The organism is Streptomyces sp. NPDC026538 (genome assembly GCF_055567535.1).
On record NZ_JBVHQG010000004.1, the window covers coordinates 506132 to 523102 of the forward strand.

Sequence of the window (16971 nt, forward strand, 5' to 3'; positions counted from 1 at the left end):
CTCAAGCTTCGTTGAGGTCAATGTCCGCTCGCCGTCCCCCTGTACGAAGGACCAGATGAGCCTCCCGAAGGCCCCGCCCGGCCCTGCGAAAACCGGTGCGAGAACCGGTGTGAGAACCGGTGCGAAGACCGATGCGAGAGCCCACGCGCATGCCCGGCCGGGCCTCCCCCCTCACCCGCTTCCCGTCCGTCATCCGGTGTCTCCTCTTCCGCCACCCGCAGTTGGCGCGGCGCGGAAAACCTCTCCCGGTGTGACAGCGGTAAGAATCCCCGGCTTCCGTGCGGGCCGTCTCCCCCGGCTCGCCCGCCGTGTCCCCTGGCGGCACATCCTCACCCTGATTCCGCTCCTGCTCGTGGCGGTCATCGCGGTGCAGCACCGGTCGGTCCTCGTCGAGGGCTTCGCCCACCTCCGTGACGCCTCCTGGCCCTGGCTGCTCGCGGCGGGCGCCGCCACCTGTCTGACCTGGGTGGCCGCGGCCTTCACCCGGCAGGGCGCGGTGGTCCAGCAACTGCCCCGCTGGCGGCTCCTCGCGACCCAGCTCGCGGCCGGCTCGGCCAACCACCTGCTGCCGACGGGCCTGGGCTCCGGCGCGGTCAACCTGCGGTTCATGACCGTGTGCGGGGTGCCGCTCGCCACCTCCTCGGCCGCGCTCGCCCTGTATCTGCTCGCCGAGTCGGTGGCCCGGGTCGGCCTGATGGCCGTGTTCTTCTTCGCCTTCCCGGACGCGCTGCATCTCGGCAGCCTGCTCCCGCACGGGACGGTCGGCCCGGTCCTGGCCGTCGTCGGCGCGCTGGTCGCCGTGGCACTGGCCGCGCTGTTTCTCGTACGACGGGTGCGCGAGCCGGTGTTCCGCTTCGTGCGCTCCGCCCTGAGCGAGGCCCGCTCGGTGCACACGCGTCCGTCCCGGGCGCTGGCGCTGTGGGGCGGCTCGCTCGCCTTCCCAGCCCTCCAGGCGGCCGGTCTGGTGGCGGTCGGGCAGGCACTGGGCCTGCCGGTGCCACCCGCGCACATGGCGCTGGCGTACCTGGCGGCCACGGTCGCCGTCGCGCTGATCCCCACGCCGGGCGGTCTGGGTTCCGTGGAGGCGGCGCTGATCGTGGCGCTGGTGGCCGCGGGCGGCCCGGTGGCCGTCGCCACCGCCGTCGTCCTCGCCTACCGGATCATCACCGTGTGGGTGCCGTTGCTGCCGGGAGCACTGACACTGGGAGCGCTGGTGCGACTGAAGGTCATCTGACCGCGGATGGCCTTCCGAAGGAAGGAAACGCATGCCGGTCCGCCTGGAACGCAAGGGTCCTGTCACCACGGTCGTCCTCTCCCGGCCCGAGGCGCGCAACGCGGTGGACGGGCCGACGGCGGCCGAACTGGTCGCCGCCTTCCGTGAGTTCGAGGCGGACGACGCGGCCAGGGTGGCGGTGCTGTGGGGTGAGGGCGGCACCTTCTGCGCGGGCGCGGACCTGAAGGCGGTGGGCGGCGAGCGCGGCAACCGGGTGGCCGAGGACGGGGACGGCCCGATGGGCCCGACCCGGCTGCGGCTGTCCAAGCCGGTGATAGCGGCTATCGCCGGGCACGCCGTGGCGGGGGGCCTGGAGCTGGCCCTGTGGTGCGATCTGCGGGTCGCCGAGGAGGACGCGGTGTTCGGCGTCTTCTGCCGCCGCTGGGGCGTGCCGCTGATCGACGGCGGCACGGTACGGCTCCCCCGGCTGATCGGCACCGGCCGGGCCATGGACCTGATCCTGACCGGCCGTGCGGTCCCGGCCGCCGAGGCCTACGAGATGGGCCTGGCCAACCGGGTCGTCCCCACCGGCCGGTCCCGGGAGGCGGCCGAGGAACTGGCCGCGTCCGTCGCCGGTTTCCCGCAGGCGTGCCTGCGCAGTGACCGGGCGTCGGTGCTGGACCAGGAGGGGCTGGACGAACCGACGGCGATGCTCGGTGAGATCCGCCACGGGATGGCCGTGTTGGCGGAAGGACTGGCCGGAGCGGCGCGCTTCGCTGCGGGAGCGGGCCGGCACGGCTCCTTCACGGACGACTGACCAGCCGCTCCAGCACGGCGCCGGCGGCCCGGGCCCTCCCGCGCGGCCGTCCGGGCGTCCTGGCCCGGGCGGCGCGGACAGCCGACGGCGAAGACACCCCAGGTGGTCGGCGTCCAGCCGGTGGCGAAGACACCCCAGGTGGTCGGCGTACGCCCTGTGGCGGCCCCAGGTGGTCGGTGCACGGCCGGTGGCCGAGGTGATCCGGGCCCGGCACGCGAGTTGGTCCTCGGCGACGGAGTCCCCGGTGAAGACGACCGTGTCGCAGGGCAGGACACCGGTACACGCCCGTCGAGGTGCCGGATCCGGGCGAGCGCGTCGCCGCCGGCCCCGGCGCCGACGACCGTCACGTCGTAGGGCGGGCGGGCGGCGGGCCTTCGACGGTGACGGCCACCGTCGTAGGGACGGTGGGAGGCGGGCCTTCGGCGGTGACGGTCATCCGGATGCTCCGGCCCCGGCGCGGGGGAGCAACGCCGCGACGGCCGCGCGGAAGGTGCCCAGGCGCTCGGCGGCTTCCCCCGCCGAGATGCGCGGCTCGTAGACGGCGGACGGTCTGCTGTCCGGCAGGAAGTCGGTGGGGTCGGTGCCCAGGTAGGCCAGGGCACCCACCCCGAGGGCGGTGGCGTCGGGCAGCGTGGACACCTCGACCGGGCGTTGCAGCAGGTCGGCCTGGGTCTGCATGAGCAGCGCCGAGCGGGTGAGACCGCCGTCGACGCGCAGCGCGGTCAGCGGGGTGTTGAGGTCGGACTCGGCCGCTTCGGCGAGTTCCGCCACCTGGGCGGCGAGGCCCTCGCACAGGGCGCGCACCAGATGCCCGGGGCCGGTGTCGAGGCCGAGTCCGGTGAGCGAGCCGCGCAGCTCGCCGCGCCACCAGGGAGCGGCGAGTCCGGCCAGCGCGGGGACGAAGGTGACCCCGCCGGCGTCGGGGACGGCGCCGCCGACCCGGTCGAGGTCGGCGGCGCCGGAGATCACGCCGAGGTCGGTGAGCCAGCGGACGGCCGAGCCGACCGCGTACACCTGGCCCTCCAGGCAGTAACCCGTCTCTCCGGCAAGGCGCCAGGCGACACAGCCGACCAGTCCTGAGGCGCTGCGCCGAGAGGTGTCGCCGGTGTGCGCGAGCAGGAACGCCCCGGTGCCGTAGGTGCACTTGGCGCCGCCCGGACCGGTGATCCGCTGGGCGAGGAGGGCCGCCTGCCGGTCCACGGCGAGTCCGGTGAGCGGGATCTCGCGCCCGAACTCCTTTGTCGTGCCGACGAGTTGGCAGTTGCCGACGATCTCGGGGAGGCGTTCGGTGGACAGTCCGAAGAGGTCGAGGGCGCGCGGCGACCACTGCACCCGGTCCAGATCGAGGAGTTGGGTGCGGCCGGCGGTGGCGGCGTCGGTGACATGGGCGCCGGTGAGCCGGTGGACCAGCCAGGCGTCGGTGGTGGTGACGACTCCCCCGGTGGTGAGATGGCGGCGGATCCAGGCCATCTTGGGCGCGGCGAAGCCGGGGTCGAGGGGCAGGCCGGTGACTTCCCGTAACTCGTCCGCGTGTTCGAAGAGTTCGGCGCAGACGGACTCGGCCCGGCGGTCCTGCCGGAGGATCGCGGTGGTGAGCGGGCGCCCGGTGCCCGGATCCCAGGCCAGGACGGTCTCGCCCTGGCCCGCCAGGCCCAGCGCGGTGACCGGTTCGCCCGCCTCGGCGAGCGCTCGGCGGCCGGCGACGAGCACCGAGTCGTAGAGCTCCTCGGGGTCCCCCTCCGCCAGGCCGCCGGGCGGGTGCCGGGGTTTGGTGGCGACGAATCCGGTGCCGATGACGCCCCGTTCGGGGCAGATCACCAGGGCCTTGGTACCGGACGTGCCCTGGTCGACCGCGAGCACCGGACCTGTCATCGAGCCTCCCTGGCGATCACTGCGCGACAGCCTGCCGCCGTGCGGCGGCCCGCGTCAACCAGACACGGTGTGGCGAGAGTTCGAGCCGCACAGATTCAGCGCGGTCCCGGCCGACGGAGGCCGCGGCACGAACCTCTGTGCGGATTCGGCTCCGTGGATACGGCAGGATGAGCGGTTGCACAATCGAATGGGAGGTAACCGGTGAACCGAGCGCTCACCGTCGATGACCTGGTCCTGGCCGGCATCGCCCTGGCGGCCGGCCTGTTGCTGGCCTTTCTGTCCCGCGGCATGCTGCGCTGGCTGGCCAGGCACGCGAAGCGGACCCGCTGGAGCGGTGACGACGTCATCGTGGACGCGCTGCGCACGGTGGTCCCGTGGGCGGCGCTCTCGGGCGGCGCGGCGGCCGCCGCGGCGGTGCTGCCGCTGACGAGAACGGTCCAGCACCACACCGACCAGTGCCTGAAGGTGCTGCTCATCTTCGCGGTGACGGTCTCGGCGGCGCGGGTGATCGCCGGACTGGTGCAATCGGTCACCCAGTCCCGCTCCGGGGTCGCCGGTTCGGCCACGATCTTCGTGAACATCACCCGGGTGCTGGTCCTGGCGATCGGCTTCCTGGTGGTGCTCCAGACGCTGGGCATCTCCATAGCGCCCCTGCTCACCGCCCTGGGCGTGGGCGGTCTCGCGGTCGCGCTCGCACTCCAGGACACCCTGGCCAACCTCTTCGCGGGCATCCACATCCTCGCCTCCAAGACCGTGCAGCCGGGCGACTACATCCAGCTGAGCAGCGGCGAGGAGGGCTACGTCGTGGACATCAACTGGCGGCAGACGACCGTCCGTCAGCTCTCCAACAACCTGGTGGTCATCCCCAACGGCCAGCTGGCGAAGACGAACATGACCAACTACACGCGTCCCGAGCAGCAGTTGACGATCCTGGTGCAGGTGGGCGTGAGCTACGACAGCGACCTGGACCAGGTCGAGCGGGTCACGCAGGAGGTCATCGCCGAGATCATGACCGAGATCACCGGCGCGGTCCCGGAGCACGAACCGGCCATCCGCTTCCACACCTTCGGCGACTCGCGGATCGGGTTCACGGTGATCCTGGGCGTCGGCGAGTTCAGCGACCAGTTCCGGATCAAGCACGAGTTCATCAAGCGCCTGCACCGCCGCTACCGCGAGGAGGGCATCCGCATCCCCGCCCCGACCCGCACGGTGGCGCTCCAGCAGGGGGCCGTGGTGATCCCGCAGCAGCGCGTCCCGGACGACCTGCCGTCGGGCCTGCCGCACACCGACTAGCCCCCTGCCCCTCGCGCCTACAGCGTGGCGGAGTTGTCGTGGTGGTGGCCGCCGCGCAGGCTGTGCGGGGTGGCCGCCGACGGGGTCACCGGGGTGACCGTCCAGTCGGGGTGGCCGGGCATCCGCGGGGTCGTGGTGCCGTAGAGCCAGTCGCGCAGGAAGCCCGACTGGTCCTGGCCGGAGACCTCGGTGGCGACGGCCATGTAGTCCTCCGTCGATGCCGAGCGGCGCCGGAAGCGGTCCAGGAAGGTGCGCTCGACCTGGTGGAAGACGTCCTCGCCGACCAGCTCGCGGAAGGCGTACAGCGTCAGGACGCCGCCGAGGTAGCGCTGGCTGTCGAAGAGATTCACCGCGTTCGGGGCGGCCACCGGCCCCGAGTCGTGGCGCCACTGGTCGCCGCGGGCGTAGGTGTCCTTCATCCGGGCCTCCATGGTGGTCATGCCCAGGGAGTCCGGCCAGCCGCGTTCGTAGCGGTAGAGCAGCCCGTAGAAGTCGGCGTGGCCCTCGTTCAGCCAGAGGTCGGCCCAGGTGGCGGGGGAGACCAGGTTGCCGAACCAGGAGTGGACCAGCTCGTGCATCATGTGCGAGCCGATCTTCGCCTCCTCCTGGAGCAGGAAGTTCGGCTTGTAGAGGGTGAGGGTCTGGGTCTCCAGCCCTGTGAAGTCGAAGGCGTTCGGGTCGTCGGAGTTGCAGGGCAGCAGGCCGTACGTCTCGAACGGGAAGGCGACGCCGAGCCGGTCCTCCAGCCACGCCACCTGGCCCGCGGTGAGGGCGAGCGCCGGTTCCAGGGCGGCGGCCCGGGCGACGGGGACGACGTCCCGCAGCGGCAGGCCGTGCGGGCCCTGCCGGTCCTTCACGACGTAGTCGCCGACGGTGATCTGGACGAGTTCCGTGGCGATCGGCGCGCGGGAGCGGTACGCGTACGCGGTCCGGTCGCCGGGGAGGCTCTCGGTGCGGGTGAGCAGGCCGTTCGCGACGCCGCGCAGGCCGCTCGGGACGGTGATGCGGAAGGTGAAGTCCGCCTTGTCCGAGGGGTGGTCGTTGCACGGGAAGACGGTGTGCGCGGAGTTCGGCTGCGGGCAGACGGCGAAGCCGTCCGGGGTGGCCACCCAGGCGGTGTGCGGGAGGGTGCGGCGCGGATCGGCGCCGTACGCCACGCACACGGTGACGTGGTCGTCCTCCCGGAGCGGGCGGGCCGGGGTGATCCGCAGCTTCTCGCCGGCCTGCTCGAAGGCGGCGCTCCGGCCGTCGACGCGCACGGTGCGTATGTCGAGGCCCAGCGCGTCCAGGGAGAGGCGGGACAGGTTCCGCGTGGTGCGGACGCGCAGCGTCGCGGTGCCGTCGACCAGGCGGGTCGTGGCGTCGTAGGCGAGGTCGAGGTCGTAGGCGAGGACCCGGTAGCCGTCGTTGCCGAGGTCCGGGTAGACAGGGTCGCCCAGGGTCTCCGGGCCTGGGGCGGGCGTCTTGCCCCCGGCCCCCGCGTCGCCGCTTTTCTCCCCCGCGGAGAAGGGACGCGCGAAGGCCGGGGCCCCCGTGGCCAGTACGGTCGCCGTGCCGAGCAGGGCGGCCGCCGGGGCCGTCACTCTGGTGCGATTTCTCATGGTCCGCTTTCGCTCGGGCGGCCGGGTGGTCGGTCCGGCCGCCGGTCGATGGTGGCTCGCTTGTCATGACCACCCTTTTGACCGATCCGGTTGCCTGTCGTATGACAAACGGATCTTCCGAGTCGCGGACCCCTGTCGAGCCCGGGTCGTTCACGAGATATCTTGATGTCGAGCAATGTTGCAGACGTGGAGCGGAGCACCCGGTGACTGACTCGACCATCATCTACACCTACACAGACGAGGCCCCGGCCCTGGCGACGCACTCGTTCCTGCCGGTGATCCAGGCGTATGCCTCGCAGGCCGGTGTCGCCGTGGACATCCGCGACATCTCGCTGGCCGGGCGCATCATCGCCCACTTCCCGGAGTACCTGAACGAGGACCAGCGCATCCCGGACGCCCTGGCCGAGCTGGGCGACCTGGCCAAGACGCCCGAGGCCAACATCGTCAAGCTGCCGAACATCTCGGCGTCGATCCCGCAGCTGAAGGCCGCCGTCGCCGAGCTCCAGGGCAAGGGCTACGCGCTGCCGGACTACCCGGACGACCCGAAGACCGACGAGGAGCGCGAGATCCGCGCCCGCTACGACAAGATCAAGGGTTCCGCCGTGAACCCGGTCCTGCGTGAGGGCAACTCGGACCGCCGCGCCCCCGCCTCGGTGAAGAACTACGCCAAGACCCACCCGCACCGCATGGGTGCCTGGACCTCCGAGTCCAGGACCAACGTGACCACCATGGGCGAGAACGACTTCCGCTCCACCGAGAAGTCCGTGGTGATCTCCGAGGCCGGCGCCCTGAAGATCGAGCTGGTCGCCGAGGACGGCACCACCACCGTGCTCAAGGACTCCGTACCGGTCCTGGCGGGCGAGGTCGTCGACGCCTCGGTGCTGCACGTCGCCCAGCTCAACGACTTCCTGGCCGCGCAGATCGCCCGCGCCAAGCAGGAGGGCGTCCTGTTCTCCGTGCACCTCAAGGCCACGATGATGAAGGTCTCCGACCCGATCATCTTCGGTCACGTGGTGCGTGTCTTCTTCCCGAAGACGTTCGCGAAGTACGGCCAGACCCTCAAGGCGGCCGGCCTCAGCGCCAACGACGGCCTCGGCGGCATCCTCAAGGGCCTGGACAACCTGCCCGAGGGCGCCGAGATCAAGGCCTCCTTCGACGCCGAGATCGCCGAGGGCCCGGCCCTGGCGATGGTCGACTCCGACAAGGGCATCACCAACCTGCACGTGCCCTCCGACGTCATCATCGACGCCTCGATGCCGGCCATGATCCGCACCTCCGGCCACATGTGGGGCCCGGACGGCCAGGAGGCCGACACCCTCGCGGTCATCCCGGACTCCTCCTACGCCGGTGTCTACCAGGCCGTGATCGAGGACTGCCGGGCCAACGGCGCCTTCGACCCGTCCACCATGGGGTCGGTCCCGAACGTGGGCCTGATGGCGCAGAAGGCCGAGGAGTACGGCTCCCACGACAAGACCTTCGAGATCGCCACCGCCGGCACGGTCCGCCTGGTCGACGCGGCCGGCAACGTCGTGATCGAGCAGCCGGTCGCCGCCGGTGACATCTTCCGCGCCTGCCAGACCAAGGACGCGCCGATCAAGGACTGGGTGAAGCTGGCCGTCACCCGCGCCCGCGCCACCGGCGACCCGGCCGTGTTCTGGCTGGACGAGGGCCGTGCGCACGACGCGCAGCTGATCGCCAAGGTCAACCAGTACCTTTCGGAGCACGACACCGAGGGCCTGGACATCAGGATCCTGGCGCCGGTCGAGGCCACCAAGCTGTCGGTGGAGCGCATCCGCCGCGGCGAGAACACCATCTCCGTCACCGGCAACGTGCTCCGTGACTACCTGACCGACCTCTTCCCGATCCTGGAGCTGGGCACCAGCGCCAAGATGCTCTCGGTCGTCCCGCTGATGGCGGGCGGCGGCCTGTTCGAGACGGGCGCCGGCGGCAGCGCGCCGAAGCACGTCCAGCAGCTGGTCAAGGAGAACTACCTGCGCTGGGACTCCCTCGGTGAGTTCTTCGCCCTGGTCCCGTCCTTCGAGCAGTACGCCACGGCCACCGGCAACGCCCGCGCCAAGGTGCTCGCCGACACCCTCGACCGCGCCACGGCGACCTTCCTCAACGAGGACAAGTCCCCGACCCGTCGCGTCGGCGGCATCGACAACCGCGGCAGCCACTTCTACCTGTCCCTGTACTGGGCGCAGGAGCTGGCCCGGCAGACGGACGACGCCGAACTCGCCAAGGCGTTCGCGCCGCTGGCCGAGACGCTGACCGCGAACGAGCGGCAGATCGTCGAGGAGCTGCTCGCCGTCCAGGGCTCCCCGGCCGACATCGGCGGCTACTACCAGCCCGACAAGGCCAAGGCGGACGCGGTCATGCGCCCGTCGGCCACCTGGAACGCGGCGCTCGCGTCCCTCTGAGCCGGCACCCCGGCCCGGCCCCGAGGACCCGCTGAGGGTTCCTGACTGACGTCTCCGCCCCGGCAGGCAGCCCGCCCGCCGGGGCGGAGCCATGTCCGCCCCTCGTGACGTGCGTATGTCGTTCGTGAAGTCTGCATGTCGGGTGCGGCAGGCGGCTGGCCCGCCGTGACCCGCTGTGGTTCGCTCGTCACATGACGGTGCTTGTGACCCGACGCCATGTCGATCATGTGCGTGTCACCACCACAGGGTGTCGCGCCGAGAGCTGACGCTCCGCTCCGGCCCTTCCCTCGCTCTGCCCCGTTCTGCCGACGCGTGCCCGCACGCGCACGCCGTCCTGCCTTCCCGCACGAGGAGCAGCACCATGAGCCAGCCCATCGACTCCGTCACCGCCGGTCACACGCCCGAGGAGCCGCCCGCCGGGCCGGACACCTCGGCCTGGTCGTTCGAGACCCGGCAGGTCCACGCCGGGGCCGTCCCGGACCCGGCGACCGGGGCCCGGGCGACGCCGATCTACCAGACGACGTCGTTCGTGTTCCGCGACACCCAGCACGCCGCCGATCTGTTCGCCCTGGCCGAGCCCGGCAACATCTACACCCGCATCCACAATCCCACCCAGGACGTCTTCGAGCAGCGGATCGCCGCCCTGGAGGGCGGGGTCGCGGCGGTGGCGCTGTCGTCCGGGCAGGCCGCCGAGACCCTGGCGCTCCTGACGCTGGCGGCGGCCGGCGACCACATCGTGTCGAGCACGTCCCTGTACGGCGGCACCTACAACCTGTTCCGGCACACGCTGCCGAAGTTCGGCATCGAGGTGTCCTTCGTGGACGACCCGGACGACCCGGAGGCCTGGCGGGCGGCCGTCCGCCGGAACACCAAGGCGCTGTTCGCGGAGACGCTGGGCAACCCGCGTGGCAACGTGCTCGACGTGCGGGCGGTCGCGGACGTGGCGCACGCGGCGGGCGTGCCGCTGATCGTGGACAACACGGTTCCGACCCCGTATCTGCTGCGGCCCCTCGAACACGGCGCGGACATCGTGGTGCACTCGGCGACCAAGTTCCTCGGCGGGCACGGCACGGCCATCGCGGGCGTCGTGGTCGACGGCGGCAGCTTCGACTTCGGTGCGCACTCCGACCGCTTCCCCGACTTCACCGCGCCCGACCCCAGCTACCACGGCCTGCAGTACTGGCCGGCGCTCGGCCCGGGCGCGTACGCGATCAAGCTGCGGGTGCAGCTGCTGCGCGACCTCGGCCCGGCGCTCTCCCCGCACTCGGCGTTCCTGCTGCTGCAGGGCGTGGAGACGCTGAGCCTGCGGCTGGAGCGGCACTCGGCCAACGCCCTGGCCCTGGCCGAGTGGCTGGAGCAGCGCGACGAGGTCGCCGCCGTGCACTATCCGGGCCTGCCCTCCAGCCGCTGGTACGAGGCGGGGCAGCGGTATCTGCCCCGCGGCGCGGGGGCGATCGTCTCCTTCGAGCTCCGGGACGGGATCGAGGCGGGCAAGCGGTTCGTGGACGCCGTCGAGCTCTTCAGCCACCTCGCCAACATCGGTGACGTCCGCAGCCTGATCATCCATCCGGCGTCCACCACCCACAGCCAGCTGGACGAGGAGCAGCTGGCGGCGACCGGGACCACTCCGGGCCTGGTGCGGCTGTCCGTCGGCATCGAGAACCTCGCCGATCTCAAGGCCGACCTGGAGGCCGGTTTCCGCGCCGCGAAGGGCGCCGCGTCCTGAACGCCGCACCGCCTCCAGAGGCTCCCCTCCCGCCGGCCGCGGTGGCCTGGCGGGAGGGGGATCCGCCGGGCCGCCGGCAGTGGTACGCGGCGGAGAAGCCGCTGCTCCTGGAAGCGGGCGGCGAACTGCCGGGGGTACGGCTGGCGTTCGAGACCTGGGGCCGGCTGGCACCCGACGCCGGCAACGCGGTGCTCGTGCTGCACGCGCTCACCGGTGACAGTCATGTGGCCGGGCCGGCCGGGCCGGGGCACCCGACCCCGGGCTGGTGGGAGGGCGTGGTCGGGCCGGGCCTGGCGCTGGACACCGACCGCTGGTTCGTCGTCGCCCCGAACGTCCTGGGCGGCTGCCGGGGCAGTACGGGACCGTCCTCCCTGCGCGCCGACGGGCGCGGACCCTGGGGCGGTGCGTTCCCCTTCCTGACCCAGCGGGACCAGGTCGCCGCCGAGGCCGGGCTGGCCGACGCCCTGGGCATCGGGCGCTGGGCGCTGGTGGCCGGCGGGTCGATGGGCGGGATGCGGGCCCTGGAGTGGGCGGTGTCGTACCCGGAGCGGGTCGGTGCGCTGCTGCTGCTCGCCACCACGGCGGCGGCCGGCGCGGAGCAGATCGCCTGGGCGAACGCCCAGCTCACCGCCATCCGCGCCGACCCCGGCTGGCAGGGCGGCCACTACCACGGCACCGGCCGCGCCCCGCACACCGGCCTGGGTCTGGCCCGCCGCATCGCCCATGTCACCTACCGCAGCGAGCCCGAACTCGCGGTCCGCTTCGGCCGCGCACCACAGGGCGCCGAGAACCCCTTCGACGGCGGGCGCTACCAGGTCGAGTCGTACCTCGACCATCACGCCGACAAGTTGACCCGGCGCTTCGACGCGGGGAGTTACGTCGTCCTGTCGGAGGCGATGAACGCTCATGACGCCGGCCGCGACCGGGGCGGGCTGCGCGCCGCACTCGGCCGGGTCACGGCCCGCACCCTGGTGGCGGGCGTGGACTCCGACCGTCTCTATCCCCCGGCCCAGCAGGCCGAGCTGGCCGCGCTGATCCCCGGGGCCGACGGGCTCCGGCTGGTCGAGTCGCCGTACGGGCACGACGGCTTCCTGATCGAGACCGGACAGGTGGGCGGCCTGATCCGGGAGCTGCTGGGCCCGTCGTCGGTGTGACACCGTGGTCCCGCACCCCGTCACCGACCACGCCCCGGGAGCCGCCCGTGTCCGAGCCGTCGTACCAACTGCTGCCCGGCGCCGCCGCGTCGCCCGTGATCCTGCACGTGCCGCACTCCGCGCGGGCGGTCCCGGCCGGAGTGCGCGCGGACATCGTGCTCGACGACGCCGCGCTGGAGCGGGAGCTGGACCACATCACGGACGCGCACACGGCCGAACTCGCGGAGGCGGCGGCCGGGCTGGCCGGGGTGACGCCCTGGCGGTTCGTCAACCGGCTGTCCCGGCTGGTGGTGGATCCGGAGCGGTTCCCGGACGAGCGGGAGGAGATGCTCGCCGTCGGGATGGGGGCCGTGTACACGCGGACCACGCACCGGGGTGTGCTGCGGGACGAGCCGTTCGATCCCGGGCCGTTGGTCGAGCGGTACTTCCGCCCGTACGCCCGGGCGATGACGGAAGCGGTCGCCGGGCGGCTGGCGGCGACCGGACGGGCCGTGGTGATCGACGTGCACTCCTATCCGAGCCGGGCGCTGCCCTACGAGCTGCACGGGACGGGGCCGCGGCCGCCGGTGTGTCTGGGCACGGACGGCTTCCACACCCCCGCCGAGCTCACGGAGGCGGCGCGCGAGGCCTTCGCGGGGTGCGGGGAGACGGGGCTGGACAGCCCGTTCGGCGGGGCCTACGTGCCGCTGGAGTTCTACGGGTTTGACGCTCGGGTCGGCGCCCTGATGATCGAGATCCGGCGGGACCTCTACATGACGGAGCCGGGCGGTCCGGCGGGGGCGGGTGCCGAGCGGCTCGCCACCGCACTTGCCGCGCTGGTGGACTCCGTCGGCCGCTGACCCTCCGGCTGGAGCATTCCCGCAGGACACGAGGTGAGGGCCGTACGACCGTGGAGGCATGACCACGGAGATGACCGCGCCCACGACCACGGAGCCGGCCGAGCTCACGACGACGGAACCGGCCCCGCCCCCGATGGCGGAGCCGGCTCCGGCCGTCTGCCCGGCGGCGCCGCCGGTACGGGACTGGCACCCGTACGACCTGGAGGGGACCGAGTTCGACCCGATCCTCGCCGCGCTGATGCGGGAGGCGCCGGTGACGCGGATCCGGTTGCCGTTCGGTGAGGGCTGGGCGTGGCTCGCCACCCGGTACGAGGACGTCCGGACCGTCACCAACGACCCGAGGTTCAGCCGTACCGAGGTCACCCGGCGCCAGGTGACCCGGCTCGCCCCGCACTTCGCGCCCCGTCCCGGCTCGCTGGCCTGGGCCGACCAGCCCGACCACAACCGGCTGCGCAAGCCGGTCGCCGGTGCCTTCACGGTCGGTGCGATGAAGCGGCTGCGGCCCCGGGCCCAGGAGATCCTCGACGAAGTCGTCGACGGGGTGGTGCGCGAGGGGCCGCCCGCCGATCTGATCGGGCGGGTCCTCGAGCCGTTCCCGATCACCGTGGTCAGCGAGGTGATGGGGGTGCCGGACGCCGACCGGGAGCGGGTGCACGCCTGGACCCGGCAGATCATCTCCACCTCCGGCGGCGCCGAGGCCGCCGACCGGGCCAAGCAGGGACTGTACGGGTGGATCACCGAGACGGTACGCGCGCGGGCCGGCGGCCCGGGCGACGACGTGTACGCACTGCTCGGGGGCGCGGTGGCCCGGGGCGAGATCGGTGAGGAGGAGGCCGTCGGGCTGGCCGGTCCGCTGCAGATCGGCGGTGAGGCGGTCACCCACAACTGCGGTCAGATGCTGTACCTGATGCTCACTCGCCCGGAGCTGATGGCGCGGCTGCGGGACCCGGAGGTGCAGCGCGGGCCGGTGCTGGACGAGCTGCTGCGCTGGATCCCGCACCGCAGCACGGTCGGGCTGGCCCGGATCGCCCTGGAGGACGTCGAGCTGGGCGACGGCACCCGGATCGCGGCCGGCGATCCGGTGTACGTCTCCTATCTCGCCGCCAACCGCGACCCGGACGTCTTCCCTGACCCGGACGGTATCGTCCCGGACCGCGAGCCCAACCCGCATCTCGCCTTCGGCAACGGCCCGCACTACTGCACCGGCGCGGTCCTCGCCCGGCTGCAGACCGAACTGCTGGTCGACACCCTGCTCGACCGGCTGCCGGGGCTGCGGCTCGCGGTGCCGGCCGAGGACGTGCAGTGGCGCCGCAGGACGATGATCCGGGGGCCGCTGACCCTGCCCGTCACCTGGTGAGACGGAGCCGGACTCAGGCCCGCAGCCACTCCGTGACGATCACGTCCCCGCCGGTCCGCAGCCGGAGCGCGAACGGGCCGGCGGGCGGGGTGTCACTGGCGAACCGGCCCATGCCGTCGGCCGTGAGCGGGCGCGCCGCCGCCGGACCGCCGAGCACCTCGATCCGCGCGGACTGCGGGGGCAGCACCTGGCCCAGCAGCCCCTCGTCGGTGACCTCGATGTCCACCGTCAGATCGCCCGCCTGGAAGGTCAGCATCCGGGGCGGCGCCTCGGCCCCCCTGACCGGGATGGCGTCGACCAGGGAGTCGAAGGTCAGCTCGGCGACCCGGGCCTCCAGGTCGTGCAGCACATAGGCGTCCATGGCCAGTTGGAGCAGCCCGGCCGGGAGCGGGTCGAGGACCGCGGCCGCCTGGCGCAGCTCCTCCTCCAGGAGGTCCGCGTCGAACTCGGTGCCGTCGAGGTCCTCCTCCACCGGGAAACCGTCGTCGCTCATACCGCACCCCTCGCGTCGAGCCGGGCCCGCAGCCGGCGCAGACAGCGCTGGCGCAGCGGGCCGATGCTGCCCACCGCGATGCCCAGCGCCACGGACACCTCGACATAGCTGGGCGGCGGCGAGGTCATCAGGACCCGCAGCAACTGCCTGCACCGGTCGCCGAGTTCCTCGAACTCCTGCCACAGCAGACGGATCCGTTCGGCCTCGTCCGCCTGGTCCTCCGCGTCGATCAGGGACTGCTCGGGCGTACGGACCTCGCTGACCCGGTCCAGGACCTGCGGATCGTCGGTCGGCAGCAGCCGGGTCAGCCCGCGGATCACCTTCAGACACTCGTTGCGTGCCGTGCTGGCCAGCCAGGAGCCCGCCTTGTCGGGTTCCCGGATCCGGCCCAGGTGCTGGGCGAAGCGGAACCACACGGTCTGGTACACCTCGTGCCCGTCGGCGTCGGAGAGCCGATGCGCGCGCACCACGGACCACACCAGTGGGCTCAGCCCTTCCACGAGCGCCTTCCAGGCCGCCGCGTCGCCGTCGACGGCGGACTGGACCAACGCGCCGACCTCTGCTCGGTCCACGGTCCCACCCCTCGTGTACGGCAAGTCATGGTACGCCGTGGACGGGAGTGTTCCGGAACTCAGGCCCCAGGAGCCAGCCGTACGACCGGGACCGGCTGCCAGCTCGCCGGGCGGAGCGCCGGCACATGGGCCCCGCGCACCTCGGCGTAATCCGTGCTGCTCTCCAGCAGCCGGGTGCGCGCGGCGCGCGGGTCGGACTCCTTGTGCGCGGTCATCCGGGCGGCGACGAGGCCGGCGGCGACGGGGGTGGCGAACGACGTTCCGCTCCACTGTGCGAACCCTTCGAACATCACTTGATCCGGTTTGCCGGGGCCGGTGGTCCCGGTGTCGGTCAACACGCCGGTGTGGCGCGGGTACTGGCAGGTGCAGGCGTAGGTGAAGCCGAACCGGCAGGCCTCGTAGGTGGTGTGCTGGTACACGTACGGCACGGGCGCGGCGAAGCCGGCCAGGGAGCTGGTGAGTTGCTCGCCGGGGGCGTAGACCTTGACCCAGCCGCCGTGGTTGGTGAAGCAGGCGCCGTACTCGCCGTCGCTGCGCAGCGCGCCGACCGAGAGGACCGCGTTCTCGTAGCCGGGCAGGCCGGCGTAGGCGGCGGGCCAGAACGGGGTGGCGCTGCCGTTGTTGCCGGCGGCGGCGACCAGCAGGGTGCCGGGCTGGTCGAGCAGGGCCTGCATGAAGCTCTCGGCGCCGAGCAGTCCGTCGGTGCTGCCGTTCGGGGTGCCCGCGGAGAGGCTGATGACATCCGGCCACCCGTGCCGGTCGACCGCCTCGAAGAGCTTCGCGCCGAACTCCGACTCCAGGATGGCGCCCGCGTCGTTGAGGGTGTTGGTGACCGTGATGTCGGTGTTGGGGGCGAGGGCCGCGACGAGTCCGGCGATGAAGGTGCCGTGGCCGACGTACTGCTGGAGGATGCCGTCGGCGTCCGTCTCGGTCAGCTGCGGGTCGCCCTGGACGCGGTCGAGGAGCGGGTAGCCGCGGTAGTCGTGCACCAGACCGGTGTCGATCACCAGGACGCCGACGGCGGTGTCGGGGTCGTAGGCGCCTTCCACCGGCTGCGGGTTGGGCGTCTGGGTGAGCAGGGCGGGGAGCGGCTCGGCGGGGTTGCAGGCGTTGACCGTGGTGGACACGACGTGGTTGCGGCTGACCAGTCGGCGTCCGGCGCGGCCCTCCGCCTCCCGCAGCGCGCGCAGCGCGTGGCCGACCGCACGGTCGCCGGTCCGGTCGCCGTGGTTCGGGTCGCCGACCTGGATGCGGGTGATTCCGGTGCGGTTGGTCTCCGGGCCCGCCCGGCGCACCCCGTCGGCGACCAGGCCGGTGGTGGCGGTGAAGTGGGCGCGCACGGTGTCCTCGACGGCCCGCGCCTCCTCACCGTCGCGGGCGAGGACGACCCCCTTCTCGTAGAAGAACTCGGCGGAGTCGTCCGGCCCCATCGCCAGCGGAACGTCCGGCATGGAGCGTTGGATCTGATCGAACTGCTCGTGGAATCGCTGAGGTGCCATGGCCTGTCGTCCTCCCCCGGAAACGGCGTTCTTCAGTCAGAGTCTCGCGCCTGCCGCCTGATACAGCGCCAAACCAGTGGGGCATGTATGCCCAGGCCACTACCATCCGAGGGGT

Annotated in this window: 13 protein-coding genes; 8 read left to right on the forward strand and 5 right to left on the reverse strand. The window is 72.6% G+C overall.

The genetic code is table 11. The features are described from left to right. Positions 1–250: 250 nt before the first annotated feature. Together ACZ4N4_RS19265 and ACZ4N4_RS19270 are read left to right on the forward strand one after the other, a co-directional pair. Positions 251–1234, forward strand: coding sequence for a lysylphosphatidylglycerol synthase transmembrane domain-containing protein (locus tag ACZ4N4_RS19265; RefSeq protein ID WP_453568034.1), 984 nt, complete (start codon positions 251–253; stop codon positions 1232–1234). Positions 1235–1265: 31 nt separating this feature from the next. Further along, positions 1266–2030, forward strand: coding sequence for a crotonase/enoyl-CoA hydratase family protein (locus tag ACZ4N4_RS19270; RefSeq protein WP_467590134.1), 765 nt, complete (start codon positions 1266–1268; stop codon positions 2028–2030). A 432-nt stretch (positions 2031–2462) separates the two neighbouring features. On the opposite strand, the gene ACZ4N4_RS19275 is transcribed toward ACZ4N4_RS19270, so the two are convergent. Continuing rightward, positions 2463–3902 carry an FGGY family carbohydrate kinase gene (locus ACZ4N4_RS19275; protein ID WP_467590137.1) on the reverse strand — a complete coding sequence of 480 codons (1440 nt, stop codon included), beginning with the start codon at positions 3900–3902 and terminating at the stop codon, positions 2463–2465. 201 nt (positions 3903–4103) lie between these two features. Here ACZ4N4_RS19275 and ACZ4N4_RS19280 point away from each other — a divergent pair, with 201 nt between their 5' ends. Next, positions 4104–5195, forward strand: a complete 1092-nt coding sequence (locus ACZ4N4_RS19280; protein ID WP_453568027.1) for a mechanosensitive ion channel family protein — start codon at positions 4104–4106, stop codon at positions 5193–5195. A 17-nt stretch (positions 5196–5212) separates the two neighbouring features. On the opposite strand, the gene ACZ4N4_RS19285 is transcribed toward ACZ4N4_RS19280, so the two are convergent. Then, positions 5213–6796 (reverse strand): M1 family metallopeptidase, encoded by a 1584-nt coding sequence (locus ACZ4N4_RS19285; protein ID WP_467590141.1) that lies wholly within the window; start codon positions 6794–6796, stop codon positions 5213–5215. 203 nt (positions 6797–6999) lie between these two features. Here ACZ4N4_RS19285 and ACZ4N4_RS19290 point away from each other — a divergent pair, with 203 nt between their 5' ends. The 5 genes from ACZ4N4_RS19290 to ACZ4N4_RS19310 all read left to right on the forward strand — a co-directional run bounded on the left by ACZ4N4_RS19290 (position 7000) and on the right by ACZ4N4_RS19310 (position 14292). Next, positions 7000–9216 (forward strand): NADP-dependent isocitrate dehydrogenase, encoded by a 2217-nt coding sequence (locus tag ACZ4N4_RS19290; protein WP_453568023.1) that lies wholly within the window; start codon positions 7000–7002, stop codon positions 9214–9216. Positions 9217–9577: 361 nt separating this feature from the next. Next, a complete protein-coding gene (locus ACZ4N4_RS19295; RefSeq protein ID WP_467590146.1) occupies positions 9578–10942 on the forward strand; it encodes a bifunctional o-acetylhomoserine/o-acetylserine sulfhydrylase in 1365 nt (454 codons plus the stop codon). A gap of 41 nt (positions 10943–10983) precedes the next feature. Further along, positions 10984–12096, forward strand: a complete 1113-nt coding sequence (metX, locus tag ACZ4N4_RS19300) for a homoserine O-acetyltransferase MetX (protein ID WP_467590149.1) — start codon at positions 10984–10986, stop codon at positions 12094–12096. Positions 12097–12143: 47 nt separating this feature from the next. Then, positions 12144–12935, forward strand: a complete 792-nt coding sequence (locus ACZ4N4_RS19305) for an N-formylglutamate amidohydrolase (protein WP_467590152.1) — start codon at positions 12144–12146, stop codon at positions 12933–12935. Between the two features lie 133 nt (positions 12936–13068). Next, a complete protein-coding gene (locus ACZ4N4_RS19310) occupies positions 13069–14292 on the forward strand; it encodes a cytochrome P450 (protein WP_467590656.1) in 1224 nt (407 codons plus the stop codon). 13 nt (positions 14293–14305) lie between these two features. Here ACZ4N4_RS19310 and ACZ4N4_RS19315 read toward each other — a convergent pair whose 3' ends face one another. The 3 genes from ACZ4N4_RS19315 to ACZ4N4_RS19325 are packed head-to-tail and all read right to left on the reverse strand — an operon-like array spanning position 14306 to position 16856. Continuing rightward, positions 14306–14785 carry a hypothetical protein gene (locus ACZ4N4_RS19315; RefSeq protein ID WP_453568020.1) on the reverse strand — a complete coding sequence of 160 codons (480 nt, stop codon included), beginning with the start codon at positions 14783–14785 and terminating at the stop codon, positions 14306–14308. Then, a complete protein-coding gene (locus ACZ4N4_RS19320) occupies positions 14782–15381 on the reverse strand; it encodes an RNA polymerase sigma factor (protein ID WP_453568018.1) in 600 nt (199 codons plus the stop codon). Before ACZ4N4_RS19320 ends, ACZ4N4_RS19315 begins: the two co-directional genes overlap by 4 nt. Positions 15382–15416: 35 nt before the next feature. Next, a complete protein-coding gene (locus ACZ4N4_RS19325) occupies positions 15417–16856 on the reverse strand; it encodes a S8/S53 family peptidase (protein WP_467590155.1) in 1440 nt (479 codons plus the stop codon). Positions 16857–16971: the final 115 nt, after the last annotated feature.

Excerpts from the sequence above, each read along its gene's own strand:
- ACZ4N4_RS19270 (WP_467590134.1), top strand. The coding sequence starts at position 1,266 with ATGCCGGTCCGCCTGGAACGCAAGGGTCCTGTCACCACGGTCGTCCTC.
- ACZ4N4_RS19275 (WP_467590137.1), bottom strand. The coding sequence starts at position 3,902 with ATGACAGGTCCGGTGCTCGCGGTCGACCAGGGCACGTCCGGTACCAAG.
- ACZ4N4_RS19285 (WP_467590141.1), bottom strand. The coding sequence starts at position 6,796 with ATGAGAAATCGCACCAGAGTGACGGCCCCGGCGGCCGCCCTGCTCGGC.
- ACZ4N4_RS19295 (WP_467590146.1), top strand. The coding sequence starts at position 9,578 with ATGAGCCAGCCCATCGACTCCGTCACCGCCGGTCACACGCCCGAGGAG.
- ACZ4N4_RS19310 (WP_467590656.1), top strand. The coding sequence starts at position 13,069 with ATGGCGGAGCCGGCTCCGGCCGTCTGCCCGGCGGCGCCGCCGGTACGG.
- ACZ4N4_RS19315 (WP_453568020.1), bottom strand. The coding sequence starts at position 14,785 with ATGAGCGACGACGGTTTCCCGGTGGAGGAGGACCTCGACGGCACCGAG.
- ACZ4N4_RS19325 (WP_467590155.1), bottom strand. The coding sequence starts at position 16,856 with ATGGCACCTCAGCGATTCCACGAGCAGTTCGATCAGATCCAACGCTCC.